The sequence below is a fragment of the Salegentibacter salarius genome (assembly GCF_900168265.1).
Classification (GTDB): domain Bacteria; phylum Bacteroidota; class Bacteroidia; order Flavobacteriales; family Flavobacteriaceae; genus Salegentibacter; species Salegentibacter salarius.
In genome coordinates this window covers 1-25765 of the sequence record NZ_FVZF01000034.1, presented here as the reverse complement: position 1 = coordinate 25765, position 25765 = coordinate 1, and the positions used below count along the sequence as shown (strand labels likewise).

Below are 25765 nucleotides of genomic sequence, written 5' to 3'. Positions count from 1 at the left end.
CGTAACTGGGAGCAGTTATCCCAGTATTTTCAGTACACCCAACCCATTAGAAAGATCATTTACACCACCAATGCCGTGGAGGGCTTCCATCGTCAGATCAGGAAAGTTACCAAGACCAAAGGAGCATTTACCAGTGATATGTCCCTGCTTAAACTAGTCTATCTAGTGACAAAGAATATTGAGAAGAAATGGACCGCCCCATTACATAATTGGAGCCTTACGATTCAGCAATTTTATATTAAATTTGGAGACCGTATACCACTGGAAATAAACGCAAATTCCTCTGGGGCTAGCCCCAGAGGAATTGAAACATCAGACAGAGTTTAATTTACAGACCCTCTTTTATTTATAAATTCTATTCTCCTCAGAAAGAATTTGATCGGTATGTGCTTTAGTCTTCACTTTCTTGATCACTTCTTCAATTTTTCCTTCTTCGTCAATTATAAAAGTGGTACGGTGAATTCCATCATATTCTTTTCCCATAAATTTCTTAGGTCCCCAAACACCATAAGCCTGGATCACTTCTTTATCTTCATCAGCCAATAGCGGAAATGGAAATTCGTATTTATTTTTAAAGTTTGATTGCTTTTTCTGAGTATCGGCACTTACTCCTAATATTGCATATCCTTTTTCCTGAAAACGTTCCCAGTTGTCTCTTAGGTTACAAGCTTCGGCCGTGCAACCTGGTGTACTCGCTTTTGGATAAAAAAATAAAACCAGTTTTTTACCTTTAAAATCTGATAATTTAACTGTATTTCCATCTTGATCTTCTACTGAAAAATCAGGGGCCTTATCCCCGGCTTCTAATGTTGTCATAATTCCTATTTTTGTATCGATTTAATCCTGAGTTTACCTCAAGAGTATTATAATTACTTTTCAATTTCACTTATCGAGTAAATTTAAACAATATGACCAAACAAGAAAAGGTAGAATTTGTAATTAATACCTTAAACGATATTTATCCGGAAATTCCAATTCCGCTAGATCACAAAGATCCTTATACGTTAATGATTGCTGTTTTACTTTCAGCCCAAAGTACCGATGTAAAAGTGAACCAGATCACCCCAAAACTGTTTGAAATAGCCGATAACCCAAAGGCTATGGTAAAACTTTCAGTAGAAGAGATTAGGGAAATAATTAAACCGGTTGGCCTTTCTCCTATGAAATCTAAAGGAATTCACGGTCTATCTGAAATTCTTTTAAAAAAACATAACGGTCAGGTTCCTCAAAGCTTTGAGGCTCTTGAAGCTTTACCCGCGGTAGGTCACAAAACTGCAAGTGTGGTAATGGCGCAGGCTTTTAATGTGCCTGCTTTTCCGGTAGATACTCACATTCATCGTTTAATGTATCGCTGGAATCTAAGTAACGGTAAAAATGTTACTCAAACAGAAAAGGACGCGAAACGCTTATTCCCAAAAGACCTTTGGAATAAACTTCATTTGCAAATAATTTGGTACGGGCGGCAATATTCACCTGCAAGAGGCTGGAATCTTGAAAAAGATATTATTACCAAAGAAATTGGCAGAAAAACAGTACTTACCGAATATTATAAAAAGAAGAAATAACTTGAAAAATAAAAAGACCTGTAGGCTAATAAACAGGTCTTTTTTCTTGAGATTAATTAAGAATGGCTCCAAATTTAATTCCCTGGCAATCTACCACTCTTAATGCTTTTGAATAATTTAAAAGAAACGCTACCGTCTCTTTTTTAGGTTCCAAATTCTTCAACTGATCTTTTTTAGATAGTTTTTTAGTGTAAAGTTTCCCCATTAGATATTTTTTGCGTTGGTTTCTTATTCTAACGCAAACTTTTGAGGAATATTATAAATCAGTTTGTTAAAACAAGATTATGCTTTTCAATAATTTTACGAAGATTTATTAATGCATAACGCATTCTTCCCAAAGCGGTATTTATACTTACCCCTGTACGTTCAGAAATTTCCTTGAAGCTCATATCTTTGTAGATTCTCATAGTAAGCACTTCTAATTGATCTTCCGGTAACTCTTTAATAAGTTCCTTTACATCATTTTCAATTTGATCTTTAATAATTTGAGTTTCAATATTTAAATCTGAATCACTTAAAACCGAAAAAATATTAAAGTCGCCACTATTATCAAATTTAGGCATACGCTTATTTCTCCTAAAATGATCTATTACCAGGTTGTGTGCAATACGCATTACCCAGGGTAAAAATTTTCCTTCTTCATTATATTTCCCTCTTTTTAAAGTATTGATCACTTTAATAAATGTGTCCTGAAAAATATCTTCAGCGACATCGCGATCAAAAACTTTAGAGAAAATAAAACTGTAAATTCGGTGTTGGTGCCTGGTAATAAGTTTGCTTAGGGCAGCTTCGCTTCCGTCCATGTATTTGCGCACAAGAACGGCGTCAGTAATTTCAACGTTATTCATATTAGTTACTTTTGTTCAGGATGGTAGGGGCTCCCGAGGTTAGGTTATTTAGTTTCTAAAAGTAACTTTATGCGATAGGCAGGCGTGTTTATATTAAATATGAATGGCCAAATATAGCAAGATATATTCTACAAAAGCAAACAAAAGTTTAATTTTTTAACAATACAATAAGAATTTTATGGCTTTTTACCCTGCTGCTTATTAAGTATCTTTGCATCCTTGAACTAGAAAAATGAGCATGAATATTGACGTTGCCGAGGTAAATCCTAAGAAGAATATAATTATAAAAGGTGCAAAACTGCACAATCTTAAAAATATAAATGTAGTTATTCCCAGAAATAAATTGGTGGTGATTACAGGACTTTCCGGTTCAGGAAAATCCAGTTTAGCTTTTGATACACTTTATGCCGAAGGCCAGCGCCGCTATGTTGAAAGTCTTTCTTCTTACGCACGCCAGTTTTTAGGAAGATTAAACAAACCTAAGGTAGATTATATCAAAGGTATTGCTCCTGCTATTGCCATAGAACAAAAAGTAAATTCTACCAACCCTCGGTCTACCGTTGGAACTTCTACCGAGATCTACGATTATCTAAAACTGCTTTTTGCGAGAATAGGTAAAACCTACTCCCCTATTTCTGGAAACCAGGTAAAGCGAGATCGCGTGGCAGATGTAATAGATCACGTTAAATCTTTTGAAGAGCGCGAAAAGTTATTATTACTTGCTCCAATTCATATAGAAGAAGGCCGGACGCTTTCAGAAAAAATAAAAGTTCTGGCACAGCAAGGTTACAGCCGGATTAAAGTAAAAGACGATGTGCTTAGAATAGATGAGGCAGATCTAGAAAAAATTAAAGCTAAAGACACTTTATTGGTGGTAGATAGAATTATCACCAAAGATGAAGAAGACTTTTACAATAGATTGGCTGATGCTACTGATGCAGCCTTTTTTGAAGGAAAAGGTGAGCTTTATATTGAAAACTTAAAATCTGGTAAAAAGCGCCATTTCAGCAATAAATTTGAGTTAGACGGAATCAGTTTCCTGGAGCCAAATGTGCACCTTTTCAGCTTTAATAATCCTTACGGTGCCTGCCCTAAATGCGAAGGTTATGGAGATGTAATTGGAATTGATGAAGATCTCGTGATTCCAAATACAGGCCTTTCTATTTATGAAAACGCAATTTTTCCATGGCGCGGTGATAGCATGAGCTGGTACCGCGATCAATTAGTAAATAATTCGCATAAATTCGATTTTCCAATTCATAAACCCTGGTTTCAGCTTACGCAGGAACAAAAAGATTTGGTCTGGAATGGAAACAAGCATTTTGAAGGTTTAAACGACTTCTTCCAGTTTTTAGAAAGTAAAGCTTATAAAATTCAGAATAGGGTGATGCTTTCACGCTACCGCGGAAAAACACGTTGTACCACCTGTAAAGGAAAACGTTTAAGGCCGGAAGCCGATTATGTAAAAATAGATGGCCATAGCATCACCGATTTAGTTGAAAAACCTTTAGATAAAGTTCGTGAGTTTTTCAGTACCCTAAAATTAAATGAATACGACCAACAAATAGCTAAGAGACTGCTTACAGAGATCAACAACCGACTTAAATTTTTATCTGAAGTTGGTTTAGATTATCTCACTTTAAACCGAAAGTCAAATACGCTGTCTGGTGGTGAATCGCAACGAATTAACCTGGCAACTTCGCTGGGAAGTAGTTTGGTAGGTTCTATGTATATTTTAGATGAACCTTCTATTGGTTTGCATCCGAGAGACACCGAACGTTTAATTGGGGTGCTTCAAAATCTGCGTGATCTCGGTAACACCGTAATAGTTGTTGAACACGATGAGGATATTATGAACGCTGCCGATGAGATTATTGATATTGGCCCTGAAGCAGGAACCCACGGCGGTGAGGTTGTAGCCACGGGAACGCTGAAGCAAATTTTAAAATCAAATTCGCTTACCGCTCAATATCTAAATGGAAAAGAGGAAATACCCGTACCTAAAGAGCGCAGAAAAGCTTCTGGAGAAATCAGGATTTTGGGAGCAAGAGAAAATAACCTTCAGAATATAGATGTAACTATTCCGCTTAAAACCTTTACCGCGATAACCGGAGTTTCAGGAAGTGGAAAAAGTACACTGGTAAAGAAAATTCTTTATCCCGCAGTTCAGAAGAAAATTGGAGGCTACGGAGAAAAAGCTGGCCAGTATACCGATATTGAAGGTGATTTTAAAAACCTGGGTAGCGTAGAATATATAGACCAAAATCCAATTGGTAGATCTTCCCGCTCCAACCCTGTAACCTATATCAAGGCTTACGACGATATTCGAAACCTTTTTTCTGATCAAAAATTATCAAATATTCGAGGTTTTAAACCCAAACATTTTTCTTTTAATGTAGAAGGCGGTCGCTGTGAAGTTTGCAAGGGTGAAGGTGAAGTTACCATAGAAATGCAGTTTATGGCCGATGTTCATTTAGAATGTGAAGCCTGTAACGGGAAGCGTTTTCAAAAAGATGTATTGGAAGTTCAGTTTGAAGGAAAAAATATTGACGATGTACTGAATATGACCATCGATGACGCCACTAACTTTTTTGCCGAAAACAAACTCGTTAAAATTGTTAGAAAATTAAAACCTTTGCAAGACGTTGGTCTAGGTTATGTGCAACTGGGTCAAAGCTCTTCTACCCTATCAGGTGGGGAAGCGCAACGAATAAAACTGGCCTCATTCTTAGTAAAAGGTGCTACCAAAGAAAAAGCATTGTTCATCTTTGACGAACCAACAACCGGGCTTCACTTTCACGATATTAAAAAGCTATTGAAATCCTTTAATGCACTTATCGAAAAAGGACATAGCGTGGTGGTGATAGAACATAACATGGATCTGGTGAAATGTGCTGATCATATTATTGATATTGGCCCTGGTGGCGGAGTAAACGGCGGAAATATTGTTGCTTCCGGTACTCCAGAAGAAATTATTAAATCGAAAGATTCATTTACCGCAAAATATCTTAAGGAAAAATTATAGACGTTTTCGTTTTCGCAAAAACAGAAACTTAATTCTCTTTCTTTTGAATATTTCACACTTAATTAATTGATTTTCAATATAAAACCTCTAAAATATTTGCTTTTTTAGAGGTTTTCTCTTTTTGGCACGCGGTTTGTATTTTATGTATTGATTCTAATGAGAATCATCTTAATATCACATAAAACGCAAACTATGAAAAATATCGCCTTTTTAATCAGCTTTTTATTTATTGGCATATCGGCTTCAGCAGCTTCTGAAGCTACTGCCCCTAGAGCCTACAACGATGCTTTTATTTTTGTTGAAAATGGTGTTGAGTTTGCCGTTTATCCTAATGGGGAATTTGACTTCTATTACAACCCGGAATTTAGAAGAACAAATGTTGTAAATATTTCCACTCCAAATATGAATATCAGTTATAACTCTGGGCATAATTATGATGCTTACGTACAATATGACGATTATGGAGCGGTAATTCAAATTGAAAGTGTTCCGGTTTTTTATGATTACTACGGAAGAATTATTCGTGCCGGTGATGTTTTTATAGATTATAACCGTCGTGGCCGTATTGCCAGAGTTGGAGGTTTACACATTCATTACAACCGTTTTAACCGAATCACCAATTATACCGGTTATATAAACCATTACAATAATAGATATGTGTATAGACCATGGCACCAGTATTACTCGAGACCCAGAAGTGGAGTGAGTATTGTTTTTGGTCAGCCTTATAGAGCTTATTATCAACCGTACCGGGTAACTTACGTACAACACGTAAATTATTACAATAACTATTATACAAAAAATGTAAATCGAAATTTTTACAGGCCAAATCAATCAGCGGTTTCCTATAACCACGGAAGAAGAACTTCAGGAAAACGAAATCTAAAAGAAATTAGAAATGACGATGGCCGAATAGCTACAAACACGAATAATGTGAGAAGTAATCGTAATTCTGAAAGATCTAAAGCTACTCAAAATAGAAGCAGAACTCTTAGCTCTGAAAGAAATAGCAGTACCAACTCTCGCGGAAATGCTGTAAGATCATCCAGAGGAACGAATACTTATGATGCTGTAAAAATTAGGAATACGCGTTCCAGAAGTGAAGCCAGAACAGGCAGAACCACGAGAAGTGAAGCGGTAAGTAGTAGGTCTTCTAATAGAAAAGTAAATTCATCTGCTAGAAATAGTAGAACTATTAAAAGCACTCCTACCAGACAAACCAGTAAAGCTAGAACCGCTCCTACGCAAAGAAGGACTCAAGCTACTGGCAGGAGTAGCAGAAGTAGTAATACCAGAGCGGTAAAAAGCAGTACGAATACAAGATCTTCGGGTAGAACATCAAATTCTTCTTCACGAGGAAGAAGTTCGGCACGAAATGTGAATAACAGATAATAAAGAATTCATAATTTAATTTTTTGGTTGGTTAGTTGGAAACCCCTTGAAGCTTCAAAAGCTTCGGGGGTTTCCCGTTTTTAGGAGGTTTTGATTCTTAGAGCTTTATTAATTAAACTGTTTACTTCCGAAGAAAAATTCAGGAAATACGCTAAACCTACATAGCTTATTCCAATCAAAATAGATTTGATTGAGATGTTCAATATTGGATGAAAGCCAAAATCCCAGAAATAAAAACCAAAAGATAAAATAACTCCAATCAATAATACTAGCCAGGTTTTTGAAGTAAAAGGAAGAAAATTAAACTTTTTATGAACCAACCAGATCTTAACCGAATTATAAATAAAAAAAGCTATAAAACTGGCGATAGCCGCTCCTTCTATCCCAAAGCTGGGAATAAAAACCAGATTTAAAACAAACGCTACCAGCACAAGAAGAACGCCTATAAATAGGACAATCCGGTAGTAATCTGAATTAAAAAGAATACTATTATTATTTCCCAAAAGATTATCATAAAGCTTTACCAGGGAGATCAACAGAACCACCAGAATGCTCAACTCATATTCATCGGGAATTAGTTCGTAAAGTTGTTTTACGTTCGTGATTATCAGGATAAAAATGAGTAAGCTTACAATCAATAAGTTTAAAGAACTCTTTTTATAAAGATCTTCGAGACTTTTTTTATTCTTAGTATTGAGGAATTCAGCCGTCATTGGGTTTGTAATTTGGTGCATTGCCTTTTGGGGCACCGAAATCACTGTAGCGATATAAATCGCAATTCCGTAAATAGCGACGTTTTCTATGGGCATAAAATATTCTATCATCACTTTATCCAAATCTAATAAAGCGGTAGCCACAGAAGCTGCTATAAGGATTAGTGACGTATATTTTAAGACAGGAGATAAATTCTGCGGAAATTTAAAATCTAGTTTAGGGAAATACAGCGAAAACGCATAGATCATCATTGCAATGAGTCGCAATATAAAAACTCCGGCAATGCAGTAAATAAACTGATGAACCGTGATCCAGTTAAAATAGACTGCTAAAAGCAATAAACTGATGCAAAACCTATGAAAAACCTCTTTCATAAAGTTTCCGAAGACACTTTTATAATAAAGCTTAGACCAGGCAAAAAAGATTTCGAAATAAGCACTGGCGAAAGCGATTAGAAAGATCAACCAGATATAGGGCCTTACAAGTCCATTACCCTGTGTAAAATAATCGACTAGAAAAGAGTAACTGAGCACTCCAATTAGTCCTAACACGCCGGAAATAAATAAAGGTAAAAACAGGATTAAATTTAAAAGCCTGTCTTTTTCCTGTTTCGTTTTGTAAAAAGTAAAGAATTTTATAAGCGTACTATGCGCTCCAAAGGCCATAAATGGCCATAATAAACTTGACGCTGAAATTAAAAAGGTAACCAATCCATAATATTCCTGCTCCAGGAAATATGTAAATAAAAAGAGGGTATTAATCGCGCCAATCGCAAAACCAAAATAGGTAGTAATTAGGTTTGTAAAAGATTGCTTTATAATTACGCCCATTCTATACGTTCTTTATCAAACTCGCCAGTTTTCCTGTTAGGTTTTTCCTATGGTATTGCTGGATATCTCCCCTCACAAAATTACCGTCTCCATTTTTATATCTTTTATAATGAGATAAAATTAGGCTTTTAAGTTTGTCTTTCTCCGAATATTGAAAATATTCACCTGAGCCGGTTTCTTCTAAGATTTGCTGAACATCCCATTTTTGCGGACCAATAGCTAAAATTGGTCTTTTAGCCATTAAATATTCGAACAATTTCCCCGGAATAATTCCCCGGGTTTCCTGGCTGTTAATTTCAATTAATAACAATAACCGGCTTATCTGCTGAAGAGCAATTGCTTGTTTATGGCTTAAATAACCAAGTAATTGAAGCTTATCCCCTAGTCCAGCCGATTTAATTGAAGTAACTACTTCTTCACTCACCGTACCGGCCAATTTCAATTCCAGGTCTTTTTCGAAATCTGAATTTTCTTTTACAAGCTCTGCCAGTGCTTTCCAGAGATTTTCGGGATTTCTTTCTGAAAGCAAAGAACCGATATGAGAAATACTAAATTTAGTATCCAATTCATTGGTTTGCGCTTCACTGTTTTCAGCATCAAATCCGTTGGTAATTACGCTTATTGGTTTGCTAGTTTTTTCTGTAAATTCAGCTTTCGTAGTAAAACTGGTAGTGATAATTTGATCGGCTGAATTTAAAACTTCCCGTTCAAGGCTTAAGTGCTTCTTTTTACTGGATTCAGTAAGTTTTAGCTTTTTATGATACCCAATTTGCGTCCAGGGATCACGGAAATCTGCTATCCATTTTAAATCGAGTTCCTGCTTCAATTTTAAACCAATAAGATGTAAACTATGCGGCGGACCGGTTGTAATTATTTTTTTAATACCTTCTTCTTTCAAATAGGTATTCAGGAATTTCACCGATGGCTTTATCCAGAATTTCCTCGCATCAGGAATAAATAAGTTACCACGAATAAAAAGTAAAGATTTTTGTAAAAGCGACTGATTTTTTTCAGCAGCAATAATTCCTTTACTAATTGTTTTAGTCTGATCTTTAGCCAAAAATCCGGCTAATTGATAAGGTTCAAAAATAGGCTTCTTAAGAATAGTTATTCCCTTCGGAATTTCATTTTCTAAAGAATCATCCAACATAGGATAATTAGGGTTTTCGGGAATATAAACTATAGGTTCAATTTCAAAATCGCGTAGGTACTTCACAAACTTAAGCCAACGCTGCACGCCGGGACCACCGGCCGGTGGCCAATAATAAGTTATAATGAGTACCTTCTCCATGTAAGACCTTATTCCCTCTTTCGGGATTTATAGTAAAATCCGCCTAAAATAATTAAAACCAATATTATAGAACTTGCAAGGGCAATGCTGCTCCCGGTGTTTACTACTTCGGGTTCAAATCTAAAAGTTACGGTATGCTCGCCTGCAGGAATATTCATAGCACGTAATACATAATTTGCTCTTACGTGTTCAACTTTTTCTCCATCTAAATATGCCTGCCAACCCGGTTGATAATACATTTCAGAGAAAACTACAAACTGAGGTGACGAGGCATTGGTTTTATATACCAATTCATTCGGCTGATAGCTTTGTAATTGAATTTCTGCATTTCCGGTGCCTTTGAAACCTTGAGAAACTTCACTCTTAAATTCCGAATTTATAACCGCTGTATTTTGAAGATCAACTTCCTTTAAATTCAATATTTCCTCGTTGGCAGATTCAACCCACATAATATCATCTACAAACCAGGCATTTCCTAAGGCATTTGGATTTTGCTGGGCTTGTGGTTGGCCACTTTCAGAAGGAACTATAAAATATTTCGCATTCAGCATATTTAAAATTTCCATATTATTTTGCGAAATATAGAAATCGTATAAGTCCTGCATTCGGCCGGGTTTAGCAGCGTGATAACCGCCTATGGCATTATGAAAATAGGAAGTTCTTCCGGTATTAAAAGGACTTCCGGAAACATCGAAAACACGGTAGTGACCATCGTCCTGCAAAATTTGCTGATCGGCAGCATTTGGCTGAAACGGACGATCCATTTGTCTTGCGCTTACAAAATCATTATTATTCACATAACGTTTATCAACAGAAATAAGATCTACCAGAATTAAAAGTGCCAAAACCGGAACCAGCCAGTTTTGTGTGAGTTTCTTTTTTATATATAACCAAATTGCCGCGGCTGTTAATGCTGAAAAAATAAGCGACCTAATAAGGTCTTCGGTATAAATAGCTTTTCTATCTTCTTTAAGTGCTCTTACAAAATCGGCTCCCAGTTGCTGAATTAAAGCCGAATCTCCCGCTCCGCTGAAATCAAATAACACCGAACGGAATAGCAATAAAGCAAGCCCAATTCCTCCTACGATAATACCCGACCATTTAAGCGCGTATACTTTTGCTTCTTTTTGAAGTTTAGGATCAAATAATTTATAAAGTCCAAAAACGGCTAAGACCGGAACGCATAATTCTATAATAACCTGTATGGAAGAAACAGCCCTAAACTTATTATACAAAGGAACATAATCGATAAAAAATTCAGTAAAAAATCCGAAATTCTTACCCCAGGAAAGAATTAACGCCAGCACACTTCCGCCAACAATCCACCATTTCAGTCGGCCTCTTACGAGGTAAAGTGCAAAGATAAAGAGAAATAAAACCGTTGATCCAATATAAGCAGGCGCGCCTACATAAGGCTGATCGCCCCAATATGTGGGCGCATTTTCAGCAAAATCGGCTGCCTGGACCGGGGAAGCACCAAGTTTAATTAAGGAATCATAAATTTCAGCATCTTTTCCAATATTTTCAGCATTAGAACCACCCATAAACCGGGGAATAAATAGATTTAAAGATTCCATTATTCCGTAGCTATATTCGGTTATATAATTAAAGGTTAAACCTGCAGCAGGTTTATCAGAACCGTCGGGAGAAATTGTTAAACCGGTATCACCTCGGGTACTGTGAGCAGTATATTCCTGAGTAGCCAGTAAATTAGTAGCGTTGGCACCTATTGCCAATATAACGGCCACAACCATTACTCCTAAAGCTTTAAAGAATTTTGGTAGTATATTTTTTCGGTAGGCATCAACTAAATAGGAAATGCCTAGCACGATGACCAAGAGCAGCAAATAATACGTCATCTGGAAATGATTTGCGCCTATTTGCAGGGCCATTGCCAACGATAATAATAAAAATCCCCATAGATATTTTTGCCTAAAAGTGAGGATGATTCCGCCTAAGACCATCGGCATATAAGCTATAGCATGGGCTTTGGCATTATGCCCTACTCCAAGGATAATAATTAGATATGTAGAAAAACCGAAGGCCAGAGCACCTAAAAATGCCAGTCTAAAATCTAATTTTAAACAGAGTAAGAGAATATAAAAACCTATAAAATATAGAAAAAGATAATCGGAAGGTCTTGGCAAAAATCGTAGAACAGAGTCAAGCTTTTTAACGTAGTTATGTGGATAATATGCACCTAATTGAAAGGTAGGCATTCCTCCAAAAGCAGAATCGGTCCAATAAGGTTCCTGTCCTGTTTGATCCCGAAAATCGTTTTGTTCTTTGGCCATCCCGATATACTGAACGATATCGCTTTGAAAAATCTTTTTTCCTTCAAGAACAGGACTAAAATAAAATAAAGAAACTATTACGAAGCCTACCAAAACGAGAAGATGCGGTAGAAACTTTTTAAGATTGGCCATCTGAAATTTTTTAGATCACTTTTTATTTAAACTGAATGGGCAGCTTCTTCCCTATTCAATATAAAAAATTGATCCCGAAATTAATCAATTTCCTCGTAATCTATATATTCCCCAACGTTTTTATTAGATTTCCTGCCGGCTTTCGGCTTTTTATCAATACTTACTTTTCCTTCCTTTTTTTGAGACGCAGGACCTTGCTGTTGTCTAAACTGCTGCTCGAAACGTTTTCCCATTTTCCGCAGGAAATATTTGAGAATAAGCGGCCCAAACCATTTAATTAGTAATTTAAAGGCAAAATATACTAATAGAATGATTAGAATCGTTTGTAATACATCGGAAAAAGAAGCTTCTAACATTTTCAGGAAATTTATACAAAAATAAAAATAAGCCTTGAGAATAGCAGCCTTAGCTTCCTAAAAAAATAATAAATCTGCTATCTTTGAAAGTAACAAACCAATCTAATATGCACTATTTAAAAGTAGGTATCGCTTTTATTTTCTTCGGAATTTTTAACGCAAATGCTCAATATACAGAAACCATAAACTCGAATAGACCTGGAGAATCTCAGGGAGCTTATGCTGTAGGAAAAAATGTTTTACAATTAGAAACAGGTGCTTATTTTGGAAATGATAATCACAGCCTATTTAATAGTGATACCGATATTCTTGGAGCGAGTTATGGATTACGTTATGGTTTTTTAACTGAAATCCTTGAACTTAATTTCTTTGGTTCTTTCCAGGATCAGGTGACTTCCATTCCAGTGGGTAACAGTGTAGATGAATTTAAAACCACCAACTTTAAGACGAACACTATAGGGGCTAAGTTTCTACTTTTTGACCCCGGTGTGAGTGTTAAAGAAAGAGAAGTGAATCTTTATAGCTGGAAAGCGAATCAACGACTGGATTTACGCAGCCTGATTCCTGCCGTTTCTGTTTATGGAGGGGCAAATTTTAGCTGGTGGGATAACCCATATATGTTTGAAGGCGAATCAGAAATAAGTCCGAAGGCGGCTATTATCACTCAGAATAACTGGGGCAACTGGGTTTTGGTTATGAACTTTATTGCCGATAAGTTTACTGAGGAATTTCCTTCTTACGGAGGAGTATTCACATTAACTCACGCCGTAACGCCTAAATTTGCGGTTTTTGGGGAGTTCCAAACTTATATAAGTGATTTATATGCCGATGATTTGGTACGTGGCGGTGCTGCTTATTTATTCGGAAAAGATTTTCAACTGGATATTTCCGGGCTGGTTAATTTTAAAGATACACCATCAAGATGGCAGGTAGCCGCTGGAGTTTCTTATCGGTTCGATTTTCATGAAGATGATGAATATATTGAAGACACCTACGAAGGAAAGCGAAATCAACGCGGAGAAGAACTCGAAGAAACCGGATTTTATAAAGACGATGAAGAAGGAGAAGGTTCAGATGAATAAATCTCAAACTTATTTTTCCTGAAAATTAGAAATAGAATAACCGTTTAAAAAATCTTATTTTTAACGTCATTCTGAATTTATTTCAGAATCTAGTTTCATTCAAACTTAGAAGCTGAAATAAATTCAGCTTGACGCCTTTAAGAATATTCTCTAAACGGTTTCGCTTTATTTCAATAAATACTATCTACTCTTTGCTCGCCATAGCGGCAGAAACTGAAGCAGATAATCTTTTATAAGTTCCGTTTTCTAAACGCTCTCTAATTGCTGAAAAAGCAACCAAAGTTTCTTCTATATCCTGAAGGGTATGAGAAGCGGTAGGAATCATTCTTAATAAAATAAGTCCTTTTGGAATTACCGGATATACTACAATAGAACAGAACACTCCGTGATTTTCCCTTAGATCTTTTACCAAAGCCATAGCTTCCGGAATACTTCCTTTTAAATAAACAGGAGTCACACAACTTTGTGTAGTTCCAATATCAAAACCGTTTTCCTTAAGTCCGTTTTGAAGTGCATTTACGTTTTCCCAAAGCTTATCCTTAAGCTCTGGCATTGTTCTTAACATTTCCAAACGTTTTAATGCACCAACCACCAATTGCATTTGCAATGATTTCGCGAACATTTGTGAACGTAAATTGTATTTCAAGTAATCTATAATTTCTTTATCGGCTGCAATAAATGCTCCCGTGCTGGCTAAAGACTTAGCAAAAGTGGCAAAATACACATCGATATCATCCTGAATACCCTGCTCCTCACCTGCTCCGGCACCTGTTTTGCCAAGAGTTCCAAAACCGTGAGCATCATCAACAAATAATCTGAAATTATATTTTTTCTTAAGCTCAACAATTTCCTTTAATCTTCCCTGTTCACCACGCATTCCAAAAACACCTTCAGAAATTAATAAAATTCCTCCTCCGGTTTGTTCTGCAATTTTAGTAGCGCGTTGCAGGTTTTTTTCTATACTTTCAAGATCGTTGTGTTTATAAGTAAAACGCTGTCCTAAGTGTAAACGTACACCATCTATAATACAAGCGTGCGCATCTACATCATAAACGATTACATCCTGTTTAGAAACCAAAGCATCTATGGTGGAAACCATTCCCTGGTAACCAAAATTAAGCAGGTAAGCCGATTGTTTATGAACAAAAGAAGCCAGTTCGTCCTGAAGTTGTTCGTGAAGCTGGGTGTGGCCACTCATCATTCTGGCTCCCATAGGATAAGCCGAGCCATACTCTGCAGCAGCTTCAGCATCTACTTTTCTTACTTCGGGATGATTGGCAAGCCCCAGGTAATCGTTAATACTCCAGGTGATCACTTCTTTCCCTCTAAATTTCATTCGGTTGGAAATTGGCCCTTCAAGTTTAGGAAATACAAAATATCCTTCTGCCTGCTCTGCCCATTTTCCTAATGGTCCTTTGTCTTTATATATTTTATCAAATAAATCCCTCATCGATCTTTTTTTAGTCGAGCCGCAAAAATACTTAAAATTGGCTCAATTGCACAAAGTTATTTTTTTCTTAAAATTCAAATAAAAGAAAAGCATCCTGCCGGGGATGCTTTTGTATTTTTTAATTCTGAATCAATTTCAAAATACTTCTTATTTTATAAACTCTATAGGCTGTGCCTCAATTTCATTCTTTGTATCAAAAAAGCCCTGTTCTTCCATCCAGTCATCACTAAAGACTTTTCCCATATAACGTGAACCGTGATCTGGATAAATTACCACTACATGACTATGCTCATCAAACTCGCCCTCTTCAGCAAGTTGTTTCAGGCCTTGTGTAGCTGCACCACTGGTATAACCTACAAATAAACCTTCGGTTTTAGCAAGTTCCCTCGCGGTATGTGCACTATCTTCATCACTAACCTTAACAAAACGATCTATAATCTCAAAATCTGTTGCCGATGGAATAAGGTTTTTACCAAGTCCTTCTATTCTATAAGGATAAATCTCATTGGCATCAAACTCTTTAGTTTCGTGATATTTTTTTAGAACGGATCCATAAGCATCTATTCCTATTACTTTCATTTCAGGATTTTGCTCCTTTAAATATCTTGCGGTTCCAGAAATTGTTCCTCCAGTTCCACTACAAGCAATAAGGTGCGTAATTTTTCCTTCGGTTTGATTCCAAATCTCAGGACCGGTAGAATTAAAATGAGCGTCTATATTTAAATCATTAAAATATTGATTGATATAAACCGAGCCTTTTGTTTCTGAATGCAACCTTTTAGCTACCTGATAATAAGACCTGGGATCGTCTGCCGAAACGTGAGCAGGACAAACATACACTTTGGCTCCCATTGTTCTAAGCATATCTATTTTATCTCTAGATGCCTTAGAACTTACTGCCAGGATGCATTCGTAACCTTTTATAACGCTTACCATCGCAATACTAAAACCGGTATTTCCCGAAGTAGTTTCTATAATAGTACTACCCGGTTTAAGAATACCTTTTCTTTCAGCTTCTTCTATAATATAAAGTGCAATGCGGTCTTTTGCGGAGTGTCCCGGATTAAAGGCTTCTACTTTAGCGAAGAATTCCCCTTTAAATTTCTGGGTAATTTTATTAAGTTTTATCAAAGGCGTATTACCTATAAGTTGTAATACGTTGTCATATACTTGCAAATCTTCTTTCATAAATCGAAGTTCTTTACAAAATTTGGGTTAAAGATTTTGCCCATTTTTATGAGCTTAAAATATTTCAACAACGCCAAAATATTTTATTTTTTCGTCCCGATAACTATCGGAAAAATAATCCGCCAACCTGTGCCGGTTGATTTCACTTGAAATAAACACAAAAGTGAAACCGCACAAATTTAAGGTAAATTTTTTAATTAGTGGTCAATTCCTTCCAAATCCAGCAAAAACGCATATTCTTCGGCCACTTCCTTTAAGGCTTCAAACCGTCCTGAAGCTCCGCCGTGACCTGCATCCATATTTGTATGAAAAAGCAACAAATTATTATCGGTTTTTAACTCTCTTAATTTTGCTACCCATTTTGCCGGTTCCCAGTACTGCACCTGGGAATCGTGCAAGCCGGTTGTTACCAGCATATTGGGATAATCCTGTGCCACCACATTATCATAAGGAGAATATTGCATCATATATTCGTAATAATCCTTATTATTAGGATTACCCCATTCATCGTATTCTCCAGTTGTTAATGGAATACTGTCATCTAACATTGTGGTTACCACGTCTACAAATGGAACTGCTGAAATAACGCCCCGGTAAAGTTGTGGCGCCATGTTAATAACTGCACCCATCAATAATCCACCGGCCGAACCGCCCATTGCATAAAGATGTTCTGCGGAAGTATATTTTTCCTGAATTAAATATTCTGAAACATCTATATAATCGGTAAATGTGTTCATTTTATTGAAGAGTTTCCCGTCTTCATACCAGTTTCGTCCCAAATATTCTCCGCCCCGAATGTGTGCAATTGCATAGATAAATCCACGATCTAATAAACTAAGTCTTACCGTTGAAAAATAAGGATCTATGGTAGAACCGTAAGAACCATAAGCATACTGTAATAACGGACTATTCCCGTCTAGTTTGGTTCCCTTTTTATAAACCAAGCTAACCGGAATTTTAGTACCGTCTTTTGCCGTAGCCCAAATTCTTTCTGAGAGGTAATTATTTTTATCAAATTTTTCATCTAAAACCGCTTGTTCTTTAAGAACCGTCTTTTCGCGAGTTTCCATATTAAAATCTACCACCGATGTTGGCGTGGTCATAGAGTTATAGGTAAACCTTAGAATATCGGTCTCAAAAGAAGGATTTATAGAGGTGTAAGCAGTGTAAGTTTCATTATCAAAAGGAATATAATATTCTTCTGAATTATCCCAGCGTATCACTTTTATCTTGTTTAAGCCGTTATGACGCTCGCTTACTACAAGATATTTTTTAAAGATATCTACATCTTCCAGCAAATAATCTTCCCGATGTGGAATGACATCTACCCAGTTTTCCTGGGTAGTTTTTTCAACCGGCGTTTTCATTAACCTAAAATTCTTGGCTTTATCTTTATTGGTCATCACATAGAAATCACCCTCATAGTGTGCGATACTATACTCTAAACCGCGTTCTCTTGGCTGAAAAACCTTAAACTCACCAGATGGGTCATCGGCTTTTAAGATTCGATATTCTGTAGTTAAAGTACTATGACTCCCAATGATGATATATTCTTTAGATTTAGATTTATACACATAGGTATTGAAAGTTTCATCCTCCTCTTCAAAAACCAGTTCATCTTCAGCAGAATCAGTTCCTAAAATGTGCTTATAAATTCTGTAAGAACGTAAGGTTTGATCGTCTTTTTTAGTGTAGAAAAGTGTTTTGTTATCTGCAGCCCAGGTAGAACCACCGGTAGCATTCTCAATTTTATCAGGATAAATTTCTCCTGTTTGTAGGTCTTTGATCTGGATGGTATATTTTCTTCGGCTTAAAGTATCTACTCCAAAAGCCACCATTTTGTTATCAGGACTAACATTTAACCCACCAAGACTGTAATATTCAAAACCTTCGGCCATCTCATTTACATCAAAAAGCAACTCTTCCGCGGCTTCGAGCTCCCCTTTTTTACGAGAATAAATAGGATAATCTTTTCCGGTTTCAAACCGGGTGAGATACCAGTAACCATTTAACTTATAAGGAACCGACTCATCATCTTCTTTAATTCTAGCCTTCATTTCCTCAAATAACCGCTGTTGAAAATCTTTTGTGTGTGCAGTCATTTTCTGGTTATACTCATTCTCCTGATTTAAATAATCAATTACTTCTGCATCATCACGGTTGTTCATCCAGTAATAATTATCTACTCTCACGTCACCGTGAAATTCCAGGTTTTTTGCTATTTTCTTCGCTTTAGGCGGTACAATTTCTTTTTTCAAATCTGCATTATTTTAAGCGCTTGCAAAGGTAATGCTTCCCAGTAAAATACATAATAGTCTCCTTATATTAACAGGATTAATTCTGTAATTTAGTAAATTTGCAGTTCATAAATTTTAAAAAAGAAGACTATGTTTGGAGATATGATGGGTATGATGAATAAGATCAAGGAGACCCAACAAAAAGTTGAAGAAACTAAAGAGCGCTTAAAAACTGTTAGTATTGAAGAAAAATCAAGCGACGGCTTATTAAGTGTAACGATTACCGCTACCCGCGAGATTAAAAATATTAATGTCGCAGACGAATTACTTGAAGATAAAGAGCAGTTAGAAGATTACCTGGTGCTTACTTTAAATAAAGCCATTGCCAGAGCTTCTGATATTAACGAAAAAGAACTGGCAGCAGTCGCTAAAGATGGTATGCCAGATATACCGGGAATGGATATGCTTAAATAAGTTCATAGCTACTTTCTAGCAAAATAAAATACCTCACAGGTTTTAAAATCTGTGAGGTATTTTTATTTAAATTAAAACTTTACTTAAGCCTCTCCCCTGGCGGGATATTCTTTTTCTACTATAAAACCTATAGCTTTTAGAAGTTCGTCAAACTTTGGCCTTGCAAAAGGCATGGTTTGTATCGAGGCCGCATAAAGTGTATTATCTGGTTTTATTAAAAATAATCCGGGTTCAAAAAACACCTCGGGTTCATTTTCATTTATTCCTTCAGAAACATATAGATCCCATTTTCGGGCATCTTCAGTATTAAAATCATAACCAACGCTTAGATTATCAATTTCCCATTCTTTAAGGGTTTTTTCCGCTAGCGACTGGTTATTAGAACTAATACAAATCACATTTACACCTTTGTCTTGAAAGTCTTCTATCTTGCTATTTAATTCTTCTAAATAAGACTTACACACCGGGCAATGTAACCCACGATAAAAAACGACCATTGTAAAGTTTTTAGGTTCCTGGTCGCGTAAATCCCATTGCATTCCGCTTGTGGTTTTAACTCTTAATCTTGGCACTTCCTTTCTAGGCAATACGTTTTTCATAATTCAATTTTTGGTTTTTTGAAAATTATGAAAATCAATTCCCGAATCATATTAAATACTTTATAAGCTTAGGTTAAACTTTTCTAAGTGTCTTACAATTTCACATCTAGCAGCACCTTCAAGAATTTTTGGTGCATTTCTTCAGTATAATCTAAATGAGTAACAATTCTCAATTTACCCTGTCCCATATTGCTTATTCTAATATTTTCTTTCTGAAGATTTTTCATGAATCCAGCTTCATCTGAAGATTTTTTGAGGTAAAAAATAATAATATTGGTTTCTACTTTCTCAACTTCACCTACATAACTAGCGGCTTCTAAAGTTTCAGCGATATCAGTTGCTCTTTTATGATCTTCGGCTAAACGTTCTAAGTGATTATCTAAAGCATAGATTCCAGCTGCTGCCATAAAACCTACCTGGCGCATTCCACCACCTAAAACCTTACGAATTCTAATCGCGTTTTTCATCAATTTCTTATCGCCAATAAGCACAGAACCCATAGGAATACCCAGTCCTTTAGAGAGGCAAACCGAAATAGTATCGAATAATTTCCCATATTCTTTGGGATCTTCATTTTTAGCAACCAAAGCATTAAAAAGCCTTGCGCCGTCTAAATGCAAACCGAGTTTATGAGTATTACAAACCTTTCTTATTTTTTTGATTTCTTTCAGGTCATAGCAAGCGCCTCCACCTTTATTAGTAGTATTTTCCAAACACACTAAACTTGTTAACGGACTGTGATAAAAGTCTGGCGGATTTATATTTTCTTCAACCTGAGCAGCGGTGATCATTCCGCGATCACCATCTACCAACTTGCAGGAAACGCCGCTATTAAAAGAAGCGCCACCACCTTCATAATTAAAAACGTGTGCCCATTTATCACAAATAAGCTGTTCGGCAGGTTGCGTATGCAGTTTTATAGCGGCCTGGTTAGCCATACTTCCGGTAGGAAAAAATAAGGCCTCATCCTTCCCGAACATCTTTGCCAGTTTTTCTTCTAAAGCGTTTACGCTAGGATCTTCTTTATAAACATCATCACCAACTTCGGCACCCATTATTGCTTTCAACATTCCGCTGGTTGGGCGGGTTACAGTATCACTTCTTAAGTCTATTTCTTTCATATATATTTCTTTGTCATTTCTGTAAAGACAGAAATTATTCCAATTTGATTTATTATAACTTAAATTCTCAATTCAATTTCAAACCTCCAATGTGAAATTTCTTTTTTGAATGAAATTATGTTATTGGAGAAAGTGAGAATCTGACTAACAGGAAAATAAGTCAGAAACGCTTTCTTTTAGGGGTTTTATAGTAAAGTCTAAAACTATAAAAATATCGTTAAATACTTTCCCGGCGCGGTCTTAAATTCTATTTTTACCTTTAAAATTTACAAGTATGATCACACACGAGCATATCAAAGATCTTAGAGAGCGCCTTGGTGCGTTAAGGAGGTATCTTTGACATTGATGCCAAGAAAATAGAAATATCCAATCAGGAAGAAAAGACTTTTGCTCCAGATTTTTGGGACGATCCTAAAAAAGCTGAGATCATAATGCGTGATCTTAATGCTGAAAAACAATGGGTAGAAGAATTTGAAAAATCTCAAACGCTGGTTGAAGACCTCGAGGTTCTTTATGAGTTTTATAAAGAAGAGGAAGCCAGCGAGCAAGATGTTTTAGACAAAAATAAGCAAGCTTTAGACCTTATAGAAGATCTTGAGTTTAAGAATATGCTTTCTGAAGAAGGTGACAAATTAAGCGCGGTTTTACAAATAACAGCCGGTGCAGGTGGTACAGAAAGTTGCGATTGGGCCGAAATGCTGATGCGTATGTACCTAATGTGGGCCGAAAAACGCAATTTTAAAATTAAAGAATTAAATTACCAGGCCGGAGATGTTGCGGGAATTAAAACCGTTACCCTGGAGATTGAAGGTGAATTTGCTTTTGGATGGTTAAAAGGAGAAAATGGCGTACACAGGTTGGTACGAATTTCCCCATTTGATAGTAATGCAAAACGCCACACTTCTTTCGCTTCGGTATACGTATATCCGCTGGCTGATGATTCTATAGAAATAGATATAAGTCCTTCAGAAATTTCCTGGGAAACTATGCGTTCTTCAGGTGCGGGAGGACAGAATGTAAATAAGGTAGAAACTGCGGTTAGATTGCGCCACGCCCCTACCGGAATTGTGGTTGAAAATTCTGAAACCCGTTCTCAGCTGGAAAATAAAACTAAGGCTATGCAGCTTTTAAAAAGTCAGTTGTATGAGATCGAACTTCAGAAGCAACAGGCACAGCGAAGGGAAATTGAAGATTCCAAGATGAAGATAGAATGGGGATCACAAATTAGAAATTACGTGATGCATCCTTATAAATTGATTAAAGACGTAAGAACTGCAGAAGAAACCGGAAATGTAGATGCTGTAATGAATGGAGAAATTGATATTTTTCTGAAAGCTTTTTTAATGATGATGGGACAACGGCAGGAAGATTGATAAGTTTCTGCCAATATATTTTAGATTTAAAATTTATTGTTTATTTTAAAATAGCCAAAACCAAAAATAATGATTACCGTTTATCACAATGCCAGATGCAAAAAATCTAGAGAAGGTCTGGAACTTGTAAAAAATTCTGGAAAAGAATATCAAATAAGAGAATACCTAAAAGAGCCACTTTCGGAAGAAGAATTAGGGAAGATTTTGGACAAATTAAGTTTTTATCCAATGCAACTTATTCGTACCAATGAGAAAATTTGGAAAGAAGAATATAAAAACAAAGATCTTAGCGATAAGGAGTTAATCACTGTTATGGTGAAAAACCCTAAACTTATTGAAAGACCTATTGTAGAAACACCAAATACGGCTGTAGTAGGTAGACCAAGTTCTAAAATTGAAGATATATTGTAATTAATTTAGTATATCAAACCCATCAAAAAAATGAAAACTCAAAATAAAATCGCAATAATAGGTGCCGCCGGATTTGTAGTGGCAGGCTTTGTTTATTCCCATTTTTACTTGCATAAAAAGAGCAGGAAAGAACTTATTGAAATTGCCCGGGAACTTGCTTATACCTGGAAAAAAGAATTGGAACTGGATTTTGAACAAACAGAGAAACTGGAAGATCTCATAATCGAGTACACCTTAAAGAAAAATGAGATCATTAACGCAACCGCGCTCACTGAAGATGAAATTATCTTCAAATTAAAATCAATTCAGAAAGCGGAACACAACAAGTTGCAAAAATTAATGACCGATAAGCAGTTTCAGAAATATTTAGAGCTAAATAAAAAAATTAGCCGCAAATCTTAGTTTCTGAATAGCAGCAGAATAAATTCATTTTAACATTTTAAATCTGGTTTTAACGCGAGTTTAACCCAATTCGTATTAAACCATCTTCGTTAATTAAGGTCAAAGAATAAAAAATTTCTATGACCACCAAAATGTTAAGTACGCTCAGTGTAGCATTTTTTCTTTTTTTTAGTTTCAGCAGTTATGCACAATCTTCTGGCGATTCTTACGAGATTTCAGGAAAAGTAATTGATAATGAACTCAATGTCCCTTTAGAATATGCCACTATTTCTATTGTAGATGTTAACGACCCGCAAAATGTTAATGGCGGTGTTACCAATTCCAAAGGAATTTTTAATATTGAAGTAGATCCCGGAACTTACAATATTATCGTTGAATTTATTTCTTACGAAACCAAGCGATTTAATAATCGCCAGGTTAATTCAGATTTAAACATGGAAACTATAGAACTTGGTATTAGCTCAGACAACTTAGATGAAGTTGTGGTGAGAGCCGAGACCACACAGGTTGACATTAGGCTGGACAAAAAAATATATAATATTGGTAAAGATCTTACCACCGCCGGAGGTACAGTGAGCGATGCCCTAAATAATGTACCATCCATTTCGGTAGATATTGAAGGGGGCATAAGTTTAAGAGGGAACGATAACGTAAGAATACTTATTAACGGCAAACCTTCAGCAATGGCCGGTTTCGGAAATACCGATGTTTTAAGTCAATTACCTGCGGAAGCTATAGAACGCGTAGAAGTGATCACTTCTCCTTCTGCCAGATATGATGCCGAAGGTACTGCCGGAATCATTAATATTATTCTTAGAAAAAAGGAAACTCTTGGGTTTAATGGATCCGCGACTGTAAATGGTGGTATTCCCGAAAATGCTAGTATTTCTACAAATTTAAATTACCGTACCGATAAATATAATCTCTTCACCACTACCGGTTACAGATATTCTGAATCCCCGGGTTACGGTTTCTTTGACACCCGTTATTTTGAACCACGGGAAGACGTAATTCTTGATAACCTGATGTATGATAGAAATATAGAAGACAGGGATTATGACAGGATCAACCGCGGTTTCAATACCAATGTTGGTATGGAATATTATTTATCTGATATGTCTTCTATTACAGGAGCTATATTCTATAGAATTGGTGATGATCGTGATGTAACCAATAACATGAATGACTATCTAATGGGAGACACCGAACTTTTAGGTACCAACAGGAGAGAAATCGAAAATGAGGAAGACGAGAGTATTCAATTCTCACTTAATTATGTAAAGAAATTCAATAATGAAGGTCACGAGCTTACCGCTGATTTTCAGTTTGAAACTGATACAGAGACTCAGGATGCTTCCATTAATGAATTTACTATATATAATAATACCGAAATAGATGAGATTGATATTCCTTCAGAATCTACACTGACAGACGAAGACCAAAAGGAATATTTGATTCAGGCAGATTATGTATTACCAATTGGAGAGGAATCTCAATTTGAAGCAGGTTATCGTGGTAATTTTGAAAATGAGGTGACCGATTACAAACTTTTCCAGGAAAATAGCCTTGGAGAGTTTGTTCTAAATGAAACCCAAACAAATATTTTTGATTATTCAGAAAATGTTCAGGCACTTTACACGCAATACGGTACTAAATTTGGAAGCTTTAGTTTCCTATTAGGATTGAGACTGGAGAATACAAATTTAAAAGGTGAGATTGATTCAGAATTGACTGAAGAGGAATTACAAGAAGAATTTTCTTTTCCAGTAGATACAGATTTTGATAATAATTATCTTGGTTTGTTTCCTACCGTAAACCTTATTTACGAACTAGGCAAAGATGAAAATATCACCTTAGGATATAACCGAAGAATAAACAGGCCAAGAGGCTGGTATATAAACCCTTTCCCTTCCAGAAGTAGTCGTAACAATATTTTCCAGGGTAATCCAAACTTAAATCCTGCATTTTCTAATGCATTTGATCTTGGATATTTAAAGAAATGGGAGAAATTCACCTTAACCTCTTCAGTTTACTTCCAAAGAGAAACCGATGCTTTTCAAAGAGTTCAGGAGGAAGTTTTTATTAGCGGACCTTCAGGGCAACAAATAGAAGTAATTAGAAGTATTCCTTTTAACCTGGCTACAAACGACAGGATGGGTGGAGAATTAGGTTTCCTTTACAACCCGGCAGATTGGTTAAGATTTAACGGTAGTGTAAATGTATTCCGTTTTAAACTGGACGGTGAATTTAATGGCACCGATTATAGCCAGGACAACTCAAGCTGGTTTGGTAGATTCAGTTCAAAAGTTACTTTACCACTAAAAATAGATTGGCAAACAAACTTATTTTACCGGGGACCTTCAGACGAAATTCAGGGAACTCAAGAAGGAATTTTAAACGTAGATCTTGCTTTTAGTAAGGAGATTCTAAACGAGAGAGCTACACTTTCATTAAACGTAAGAGATATTTTTAACGGAAGAAAAAGAAATAGTTCTACCACTACAGAGTTCTTTAGCCAGGAAAGTGAATTCCAATGGAGACAGGGACAATCTGTAAATGTATCTTTCATCTATAGATTTAATCAGCAAAAACGCGAACAACGTCGTAATGATAGTGATCAGGACTTTGATGAGGGATTTGAAGGATAATTCATAAACAAATGAGGCTGTCTGAAAAGGCAGCCTTTTTTGTTGTATTATTTTCTGGTTTTTAGTATTTTCATGTAATGAAAGCCAAAGCAGTATTTAAGACCTATGACCAGTCGCAGTTAAGTCTTTTACCTCCCAGTTATGATGATCTGGTCCCTGCCCATCATCCCGTTAGGATCGTCAATACGATTATTGATCAAATCGACATCGCTGACCTGGAGCGAAGTTATAAAGGAGGAGGTACCTCCAGTTACCATCCCCGGATGTTGCTCAAGGTGACCATCTATGCGTACCTTCGCAATATGTATTCCTCTCGTAAAATTGAGCAGGCCC

Annotated in this window: 23 protein-coding genes; 11 read left to right on the top strand and 12 right to left on the bottom strand. The window is 36.2% G+C overall.

Annotated features, from left to right (window positions below; translation table 11 throughout):
- On the top strand, positions 1-327 hold a 327-nt coding region (locus B5440_RS14895; protein ID WP_143533320.1), incomplete at its 5' end, for a transposase.
- A 15-nt stretch (positions 328-342) separates the two neighbouring features.
- Here B5440_RS14895 and bcp read toward each other — a convergent pair.
- Positions 343-816 (bottom strand): thioredoxin-dependent thiol peroxidase, encoded by a 474-nt coding sequence (bcp, locus tag B5440_RS14890; protein WP_070054737.1) that lies wholly within the window; start codon positions 814-816, stop codon positions 343-345.
- A gap of 92 nt (positions 817-908) precedes the next feature.
- On the opposite strand from bcp, the gene B5440_RS14885 reads away from it, so the two are divergent.
- Complete coding sequence (locus tag B5440_RS14885; protein ID WP_070054738.1) at positions 909-1565, top strand: endonuclease III domain-containing protein; 657 nt, start codon at positions 909-911, stop codon at positions 1563-1565.
- Between the two features lie 52 nt (positions 1566-1617).
- Here the strand turns inward: B5440_RS14885 and B5440_RS15650 are convergent, their stop codons facing one another.
- Entirely contained in the window at positions 1618-1770 is a 153-nt protein-coding gene (locus B5440_RS15650; protein WP_176728213.1) for a hypothetical protein, read from the bottom strand.
- Positions 1771-1828: 58 nt separating this feature from the next.
- Positions 1829-2413 carry an RNA polymerase sigma factor gene (locus B5440_RS14880; RefSeq protein WP_070054739.1) on the bottom strand — a complete coding sequence of 195 codons (585 nt, stop codon included), beginning with the start codon at positions 2411-2413 and terminating at the stop codon, positions 1829-1831.
- A 238-nt stretch (positions 2414-2651) separates the two neighbouring features.
- Between B5440_RS14880 and uvrA the strand changes: the two genes are divergently transcribed.
- Together uvrA and B5440_RS14870 are read left to right on the top strand one after the other, a co-directional pair.
- Positions 2652-5438, top strand: a complete 2787-nt coding sequence (gene uvrA / locus B5440_RS14875; RefSeq protein WP_070054740.1) for an excinuclease ABC subunit UvrA — start codon at positions 2652-2654, stop codon at positions 5436-5438.
- Between the two features lie 192 nt (positions 5439-5630).
- Entirely contained in the window at positions 5631-6830 is a 1200-nt protein-coding gene (locus B5440_RS14870) for a hypothetical protein (protein WP_070054741.1), read from the top strand.
- 80 nt (positions 6831-6910) lie between these two features.
- Here the strand turns inward: B5440_RS14870 and B5440_RS14865 are convergent, their stop codons facing one another.
- From B5440_RS14865 to B5440_RS15860, 4 genes are all read right to left on the bottom strand, one after another.
- On the bottom strand, positions 6911-8374 hold the full coding sequence (locus B5440_RS14865; protein ID WP_070054742.1) for a polysaccharide biosynthesis C-terminal domain-containing protein: 1464 nt from the start codon (positions 8372-8374) through the stop codon (positions 6911-6913).
- Position 8375: 1 nt separating this feature from the next.
- Entirely contained in the window at positions 8376-9665 is a 1290-nt protein-coding gene (locus B5440_RS14860; protein WP_070054743.1) for a glycosyltransferase family 4 protein, read from the bottom strand.
- Positions 9666-9673: 8 nt separating this feature from the next.
- Positions 9674-12091, bottom strand: coding sequence for a YfhO family protein (locus tag B5440_RS14855; RefSeq protein WP_070054744.1), 2418 nt, complete (start codon positions 12089-12091; stop codon positions 9674-9676).
- Positions 12092-12171: 80 nt separating this feature from the next.
- On the bottom strand, positions 12172-12324 hold the full coding sequence (locus B5440_RS15860) for a DUF4834 family protein (RefSeq protein WP_308430009.1): 153 nt from the start codon (positions 12322-12324) through the stop codon (positions 12172-12174).
- A 230-nt stretch (positions 12325-12554) separates the two neighbouring features.
- Between B5440_RS15860 and B5440_RS14845 the strand changes: the two genes are divergently transcribed.
- Positions 12555-13529, top strand: a complete 975-nt coding sequence (locus tag B5440_RS14845) for a transporter (RefSeq protein ID WP_070054745.1) — start codon at positions 12555-12557, stop codon at positions 13527-13529.
- A gap of 184 nt (positions 13530-13713) precedes the next feature.
- On the opposite strand, the gene B5440_RS14840 is transcribed toward B5440_RS14845, so the two are convergent.
- The 3 genes from B5440_RS14840 to B5440_RS14830 form a co-directional block, all read right to left on the bottom strand.
- Positions 13714-14979 carry a cysteate-C-fatty acyltransferase gene (locus B5440_RS14840; protein ID WP_070054746.1) on the bottom strand — a complete coding sequence of 422 codons (1266 nt, stop codon included), beginning with the start codon at positions 14977-14979 and terminating at the stop codon, positions 13714-13716.
- A gap of 147 nt (positions 14980-15126) precedes the next feature.
- Positions 15127-16167, bottom strand: coding sequence for a cysteate synthase (locus B5440_RS14835; RefSeq protein ID WP_070054747.1), 1041 nt, complete (start codon positions 16165-16167; stop codon positions 15127-15129).
- Between the two features lie 197 nt (positions 16168-16364).
- A complete protein-coding gene (locus B5440_RS14830) occupies positions 16365-18425 on the bottom strand; it encodes a S9 family peptidase (protein ID WP_070054748.1) in 2061 nt (686 codons plus the stop codon).
- A 129-nt stretch (positions 18426-18554) separates the two neighbouring features.
- Here B5440_RS14830 and B5440_RS14825 point away from each other — a divergent pair, with 129 nt between their 5' ends.
- The gene (locus B5440_RS14825; RefSeq protein ID WP_070054749.1) at positions 18555-18878 is read left to right on the top strand and encodes a YbaB/EbfC family nucleoid-associated protein; all 324 of its coding nucleotides are present in this window, start codon (positions 18555-18557) and stop codon (positions 18876-18878) included.
- Between the two features lie 83 nt (positions 18879-18961).
- On the opposite strand, the gene B5440_RS14820 is transcribed toward B5440_RS14825, so the two are convergent.
- Both B5440_RS14820 and B5440_RS14815 read right to left on the bottom strand, forming a co-directional pair.
- On the bottom strand, positions 18962-19477 hold the full coding sequence (locus B5440_RS14820; RefSeq protein WP_070054750.1) for a redoxin domain-containing protein: 516 nt from the start codon (positions 19475-19477) through the stop codon (positions 18962-18964).
- 92 nt (positions 19478-19569) lie between these two features.
- The gene (locus B5440_RS14815) at positions 19570-20598 is read right to left on the bottom strand and encodes a threonine aldolase family protein (protein ID WP_070054751.1); all 1029 of its coding nucleotides are present in this window, start codon (positions 20596-20598) and stop codon (positions 19570-19572) included.
- 274 nt (positions 20599-20872) lie between these two features.
- Between B5440_RS14815 and prfB the strand changes: the two genes are divergently transcribed.
- The 5 genes from prfB to B5440_RS14790 form a co-directional block, all read left to right on the top strand.
- Positions 20873-21971 (top strand): peptide chain release factor 2 gene (prfB, locus tag B5440_RS14810; protein WP_141728135.1). Its coding sequence is split into 2 segments (ribosomal slippage): positions 20873-20935 and positions 20937-21971, totalling 1098 coding nucleotides; the frame shifts between segments, so codons are not numbered across the junction.
- Positions 21972-22040: 69 nt separating this feature from the next.
- Positions 22041-22382 carry an arsenate reductase (glutaredoxin) gene (gene arsC, locus B5440_RS14805; protein WP_070054753.1) on the top strand — a complete coding sequence of 114 codons (342 nt, stop codon included), beginning with the start codon at positions 22041-22043 and terminating at the stop codon, positions 22380-22382.
- 30 nt (positions 22383-22412) lie between these two features.
- Complete coding sequence (locus B5440_RS14800) at positions 22413-22784, top strand: hypothetical protein (protein ID WP_070054754.1); 372 nt, start codon at positions 22413-22415, stop codon at positions 22782-22784.
- Between the two features lie 119 nt (positions 22785-22903).
- Positions 22904-25432, top strand: coding sequence for a TonB-dependent receptor (locus B5440_RS14795; protein WP_070054755.1), 2529 nt, complete (start codon positions 22904-22906; stop codon positions 25430-25432).
- 77 nt (positions 25433-25509) lie between these two features.
- On the top strand, positions 25510-25765 hold a 256-nt coding region (locus B5440_RS14790; protein ID WP_143533301.1), incomplete at its 3' end, for a transposase.

Coding starts and splice junctions, on each gene's coding strand:
- bcp (WP_070054737.1), bottom strand. CDS start 816: ATGACAACATTAGAAGCCGGGGATAAGGCCCCTGATTTTTCAGTAGAA.
- B5440_RS14885 (WP_070054738.1), top strand. CDS start 909: ATGACCAAACAAGAAAAGGTAGAATTTGTAATTAATACCTTAAACGAT.
- B5440_RS15650 (WP_176728213.1), bottom strand. CDS start 1,770: ATGGGGAAACTTTACACTAAAAAACTATCTAAAAAAGATCAGTTGAAG.
- B5440_RS14880 (WP_070054739.1), bottom strand. CDS start 2,413: ATGAATAACGTTGAAATTACTGACGCCGTTCTTGTGCGCAAATACATG.
- uvrA (WP_070054740.1), top strand. CDS start 2,652: ATGAATATTGACGTTGCCGAGGTAAATCCTAAGAAGAATATAATTATA.
- B5440_RS14870 (WP_070054741.1), top strand. CDS start 5,631: ATGAAAAATATCGCCTTTTTAATCAGCTTTTTATTTATTGGCATATCG.
- B5440_RS14865 (WP_070054742.1), bottom strand. CDS start 8,374: ATGGGCGTAATTATAAAGCAATCTTTTACAAACCTAATTACTACCTAT.
- B5440_RS14860 (WP_070054743.1), bottom strand. CDS start 9,665: ATGGAGAAGGTACTCATTATAACTTATTATTGGCCACCGGCCGGTGGT.
- B5440_RS14855 (WP_070054744.1), bottom strand. CDS start 12,091: ATGGCCAATCTTAAAAAGTTTCTACCGCATCTTCTCGTTTTGGTAGGC.
- B5440_RS15860 (WP_308430009.1), bottom strand. CDS start 12,324: ATGGGAAAACGTTTCGAGCAGCAGTTTAGACAACAGCAAGGTCCTGCG.
- B5440_RS14845 (WP_070054745.1), top strand. CDS start 12,555: ATGCACTATTTAAAAGTAGGTATCGCTTTTATTTTCTTCGGAATTTTT.
- B5440_RS14840 (WP_070054746.1), bottom strand. CDS start 14,979: ATGAGGGATTTATTTGATAAAATATATAAAGACAAAGGACCATTAGGA.
- B5440_RS14835 (WP_070054747.1), bottom strand. CDS start 16,167: ATGAAAGAAGATTTGCAAGTATATGACAACGTATTACAACTTATAGGT.
- B5440_RS14825 (WP_070054749.1), top strand. CDS start 18,555: ATGTTTGGAGATATGATGGGTATGATGAATAAGATCAAGGAGACCCAA.
- B5440_RS14820 (WP_070054750.1), bottom strand. CDS start 19,477: ATGAAAAACGTATTGCCTAGAAAGGAAGTGCCAAGATTAAGAGTTAAA.
- B5440_RS14815 (WP_070054751.1), bottom strand. CDS start 20,598: ATGAAAGAAATAGACTTAAGAAGTGATACTGTAACCCGCCCAACCAGC.
- arsC (WP_070054753.1), top strand. CDS start 22,041: ATGATTACCGTTTATCACAATGCCAGATGCAAAAAATCTAGAGAAGGT.
- B5440_RS14800 (WP_070054754.1), top strand. CDS start 22,413: ATGAAAACTCAAAATAAAATCGCAATAATAGGTGCCGCCGGATTTGTA.
- B5440_RS14795 (WP_070054755.1), top strand. CDS start 22,904: ATGACCACCAAAATGTTAAGTACGCTCAGTGTAGCATTTTTTCTTTTT.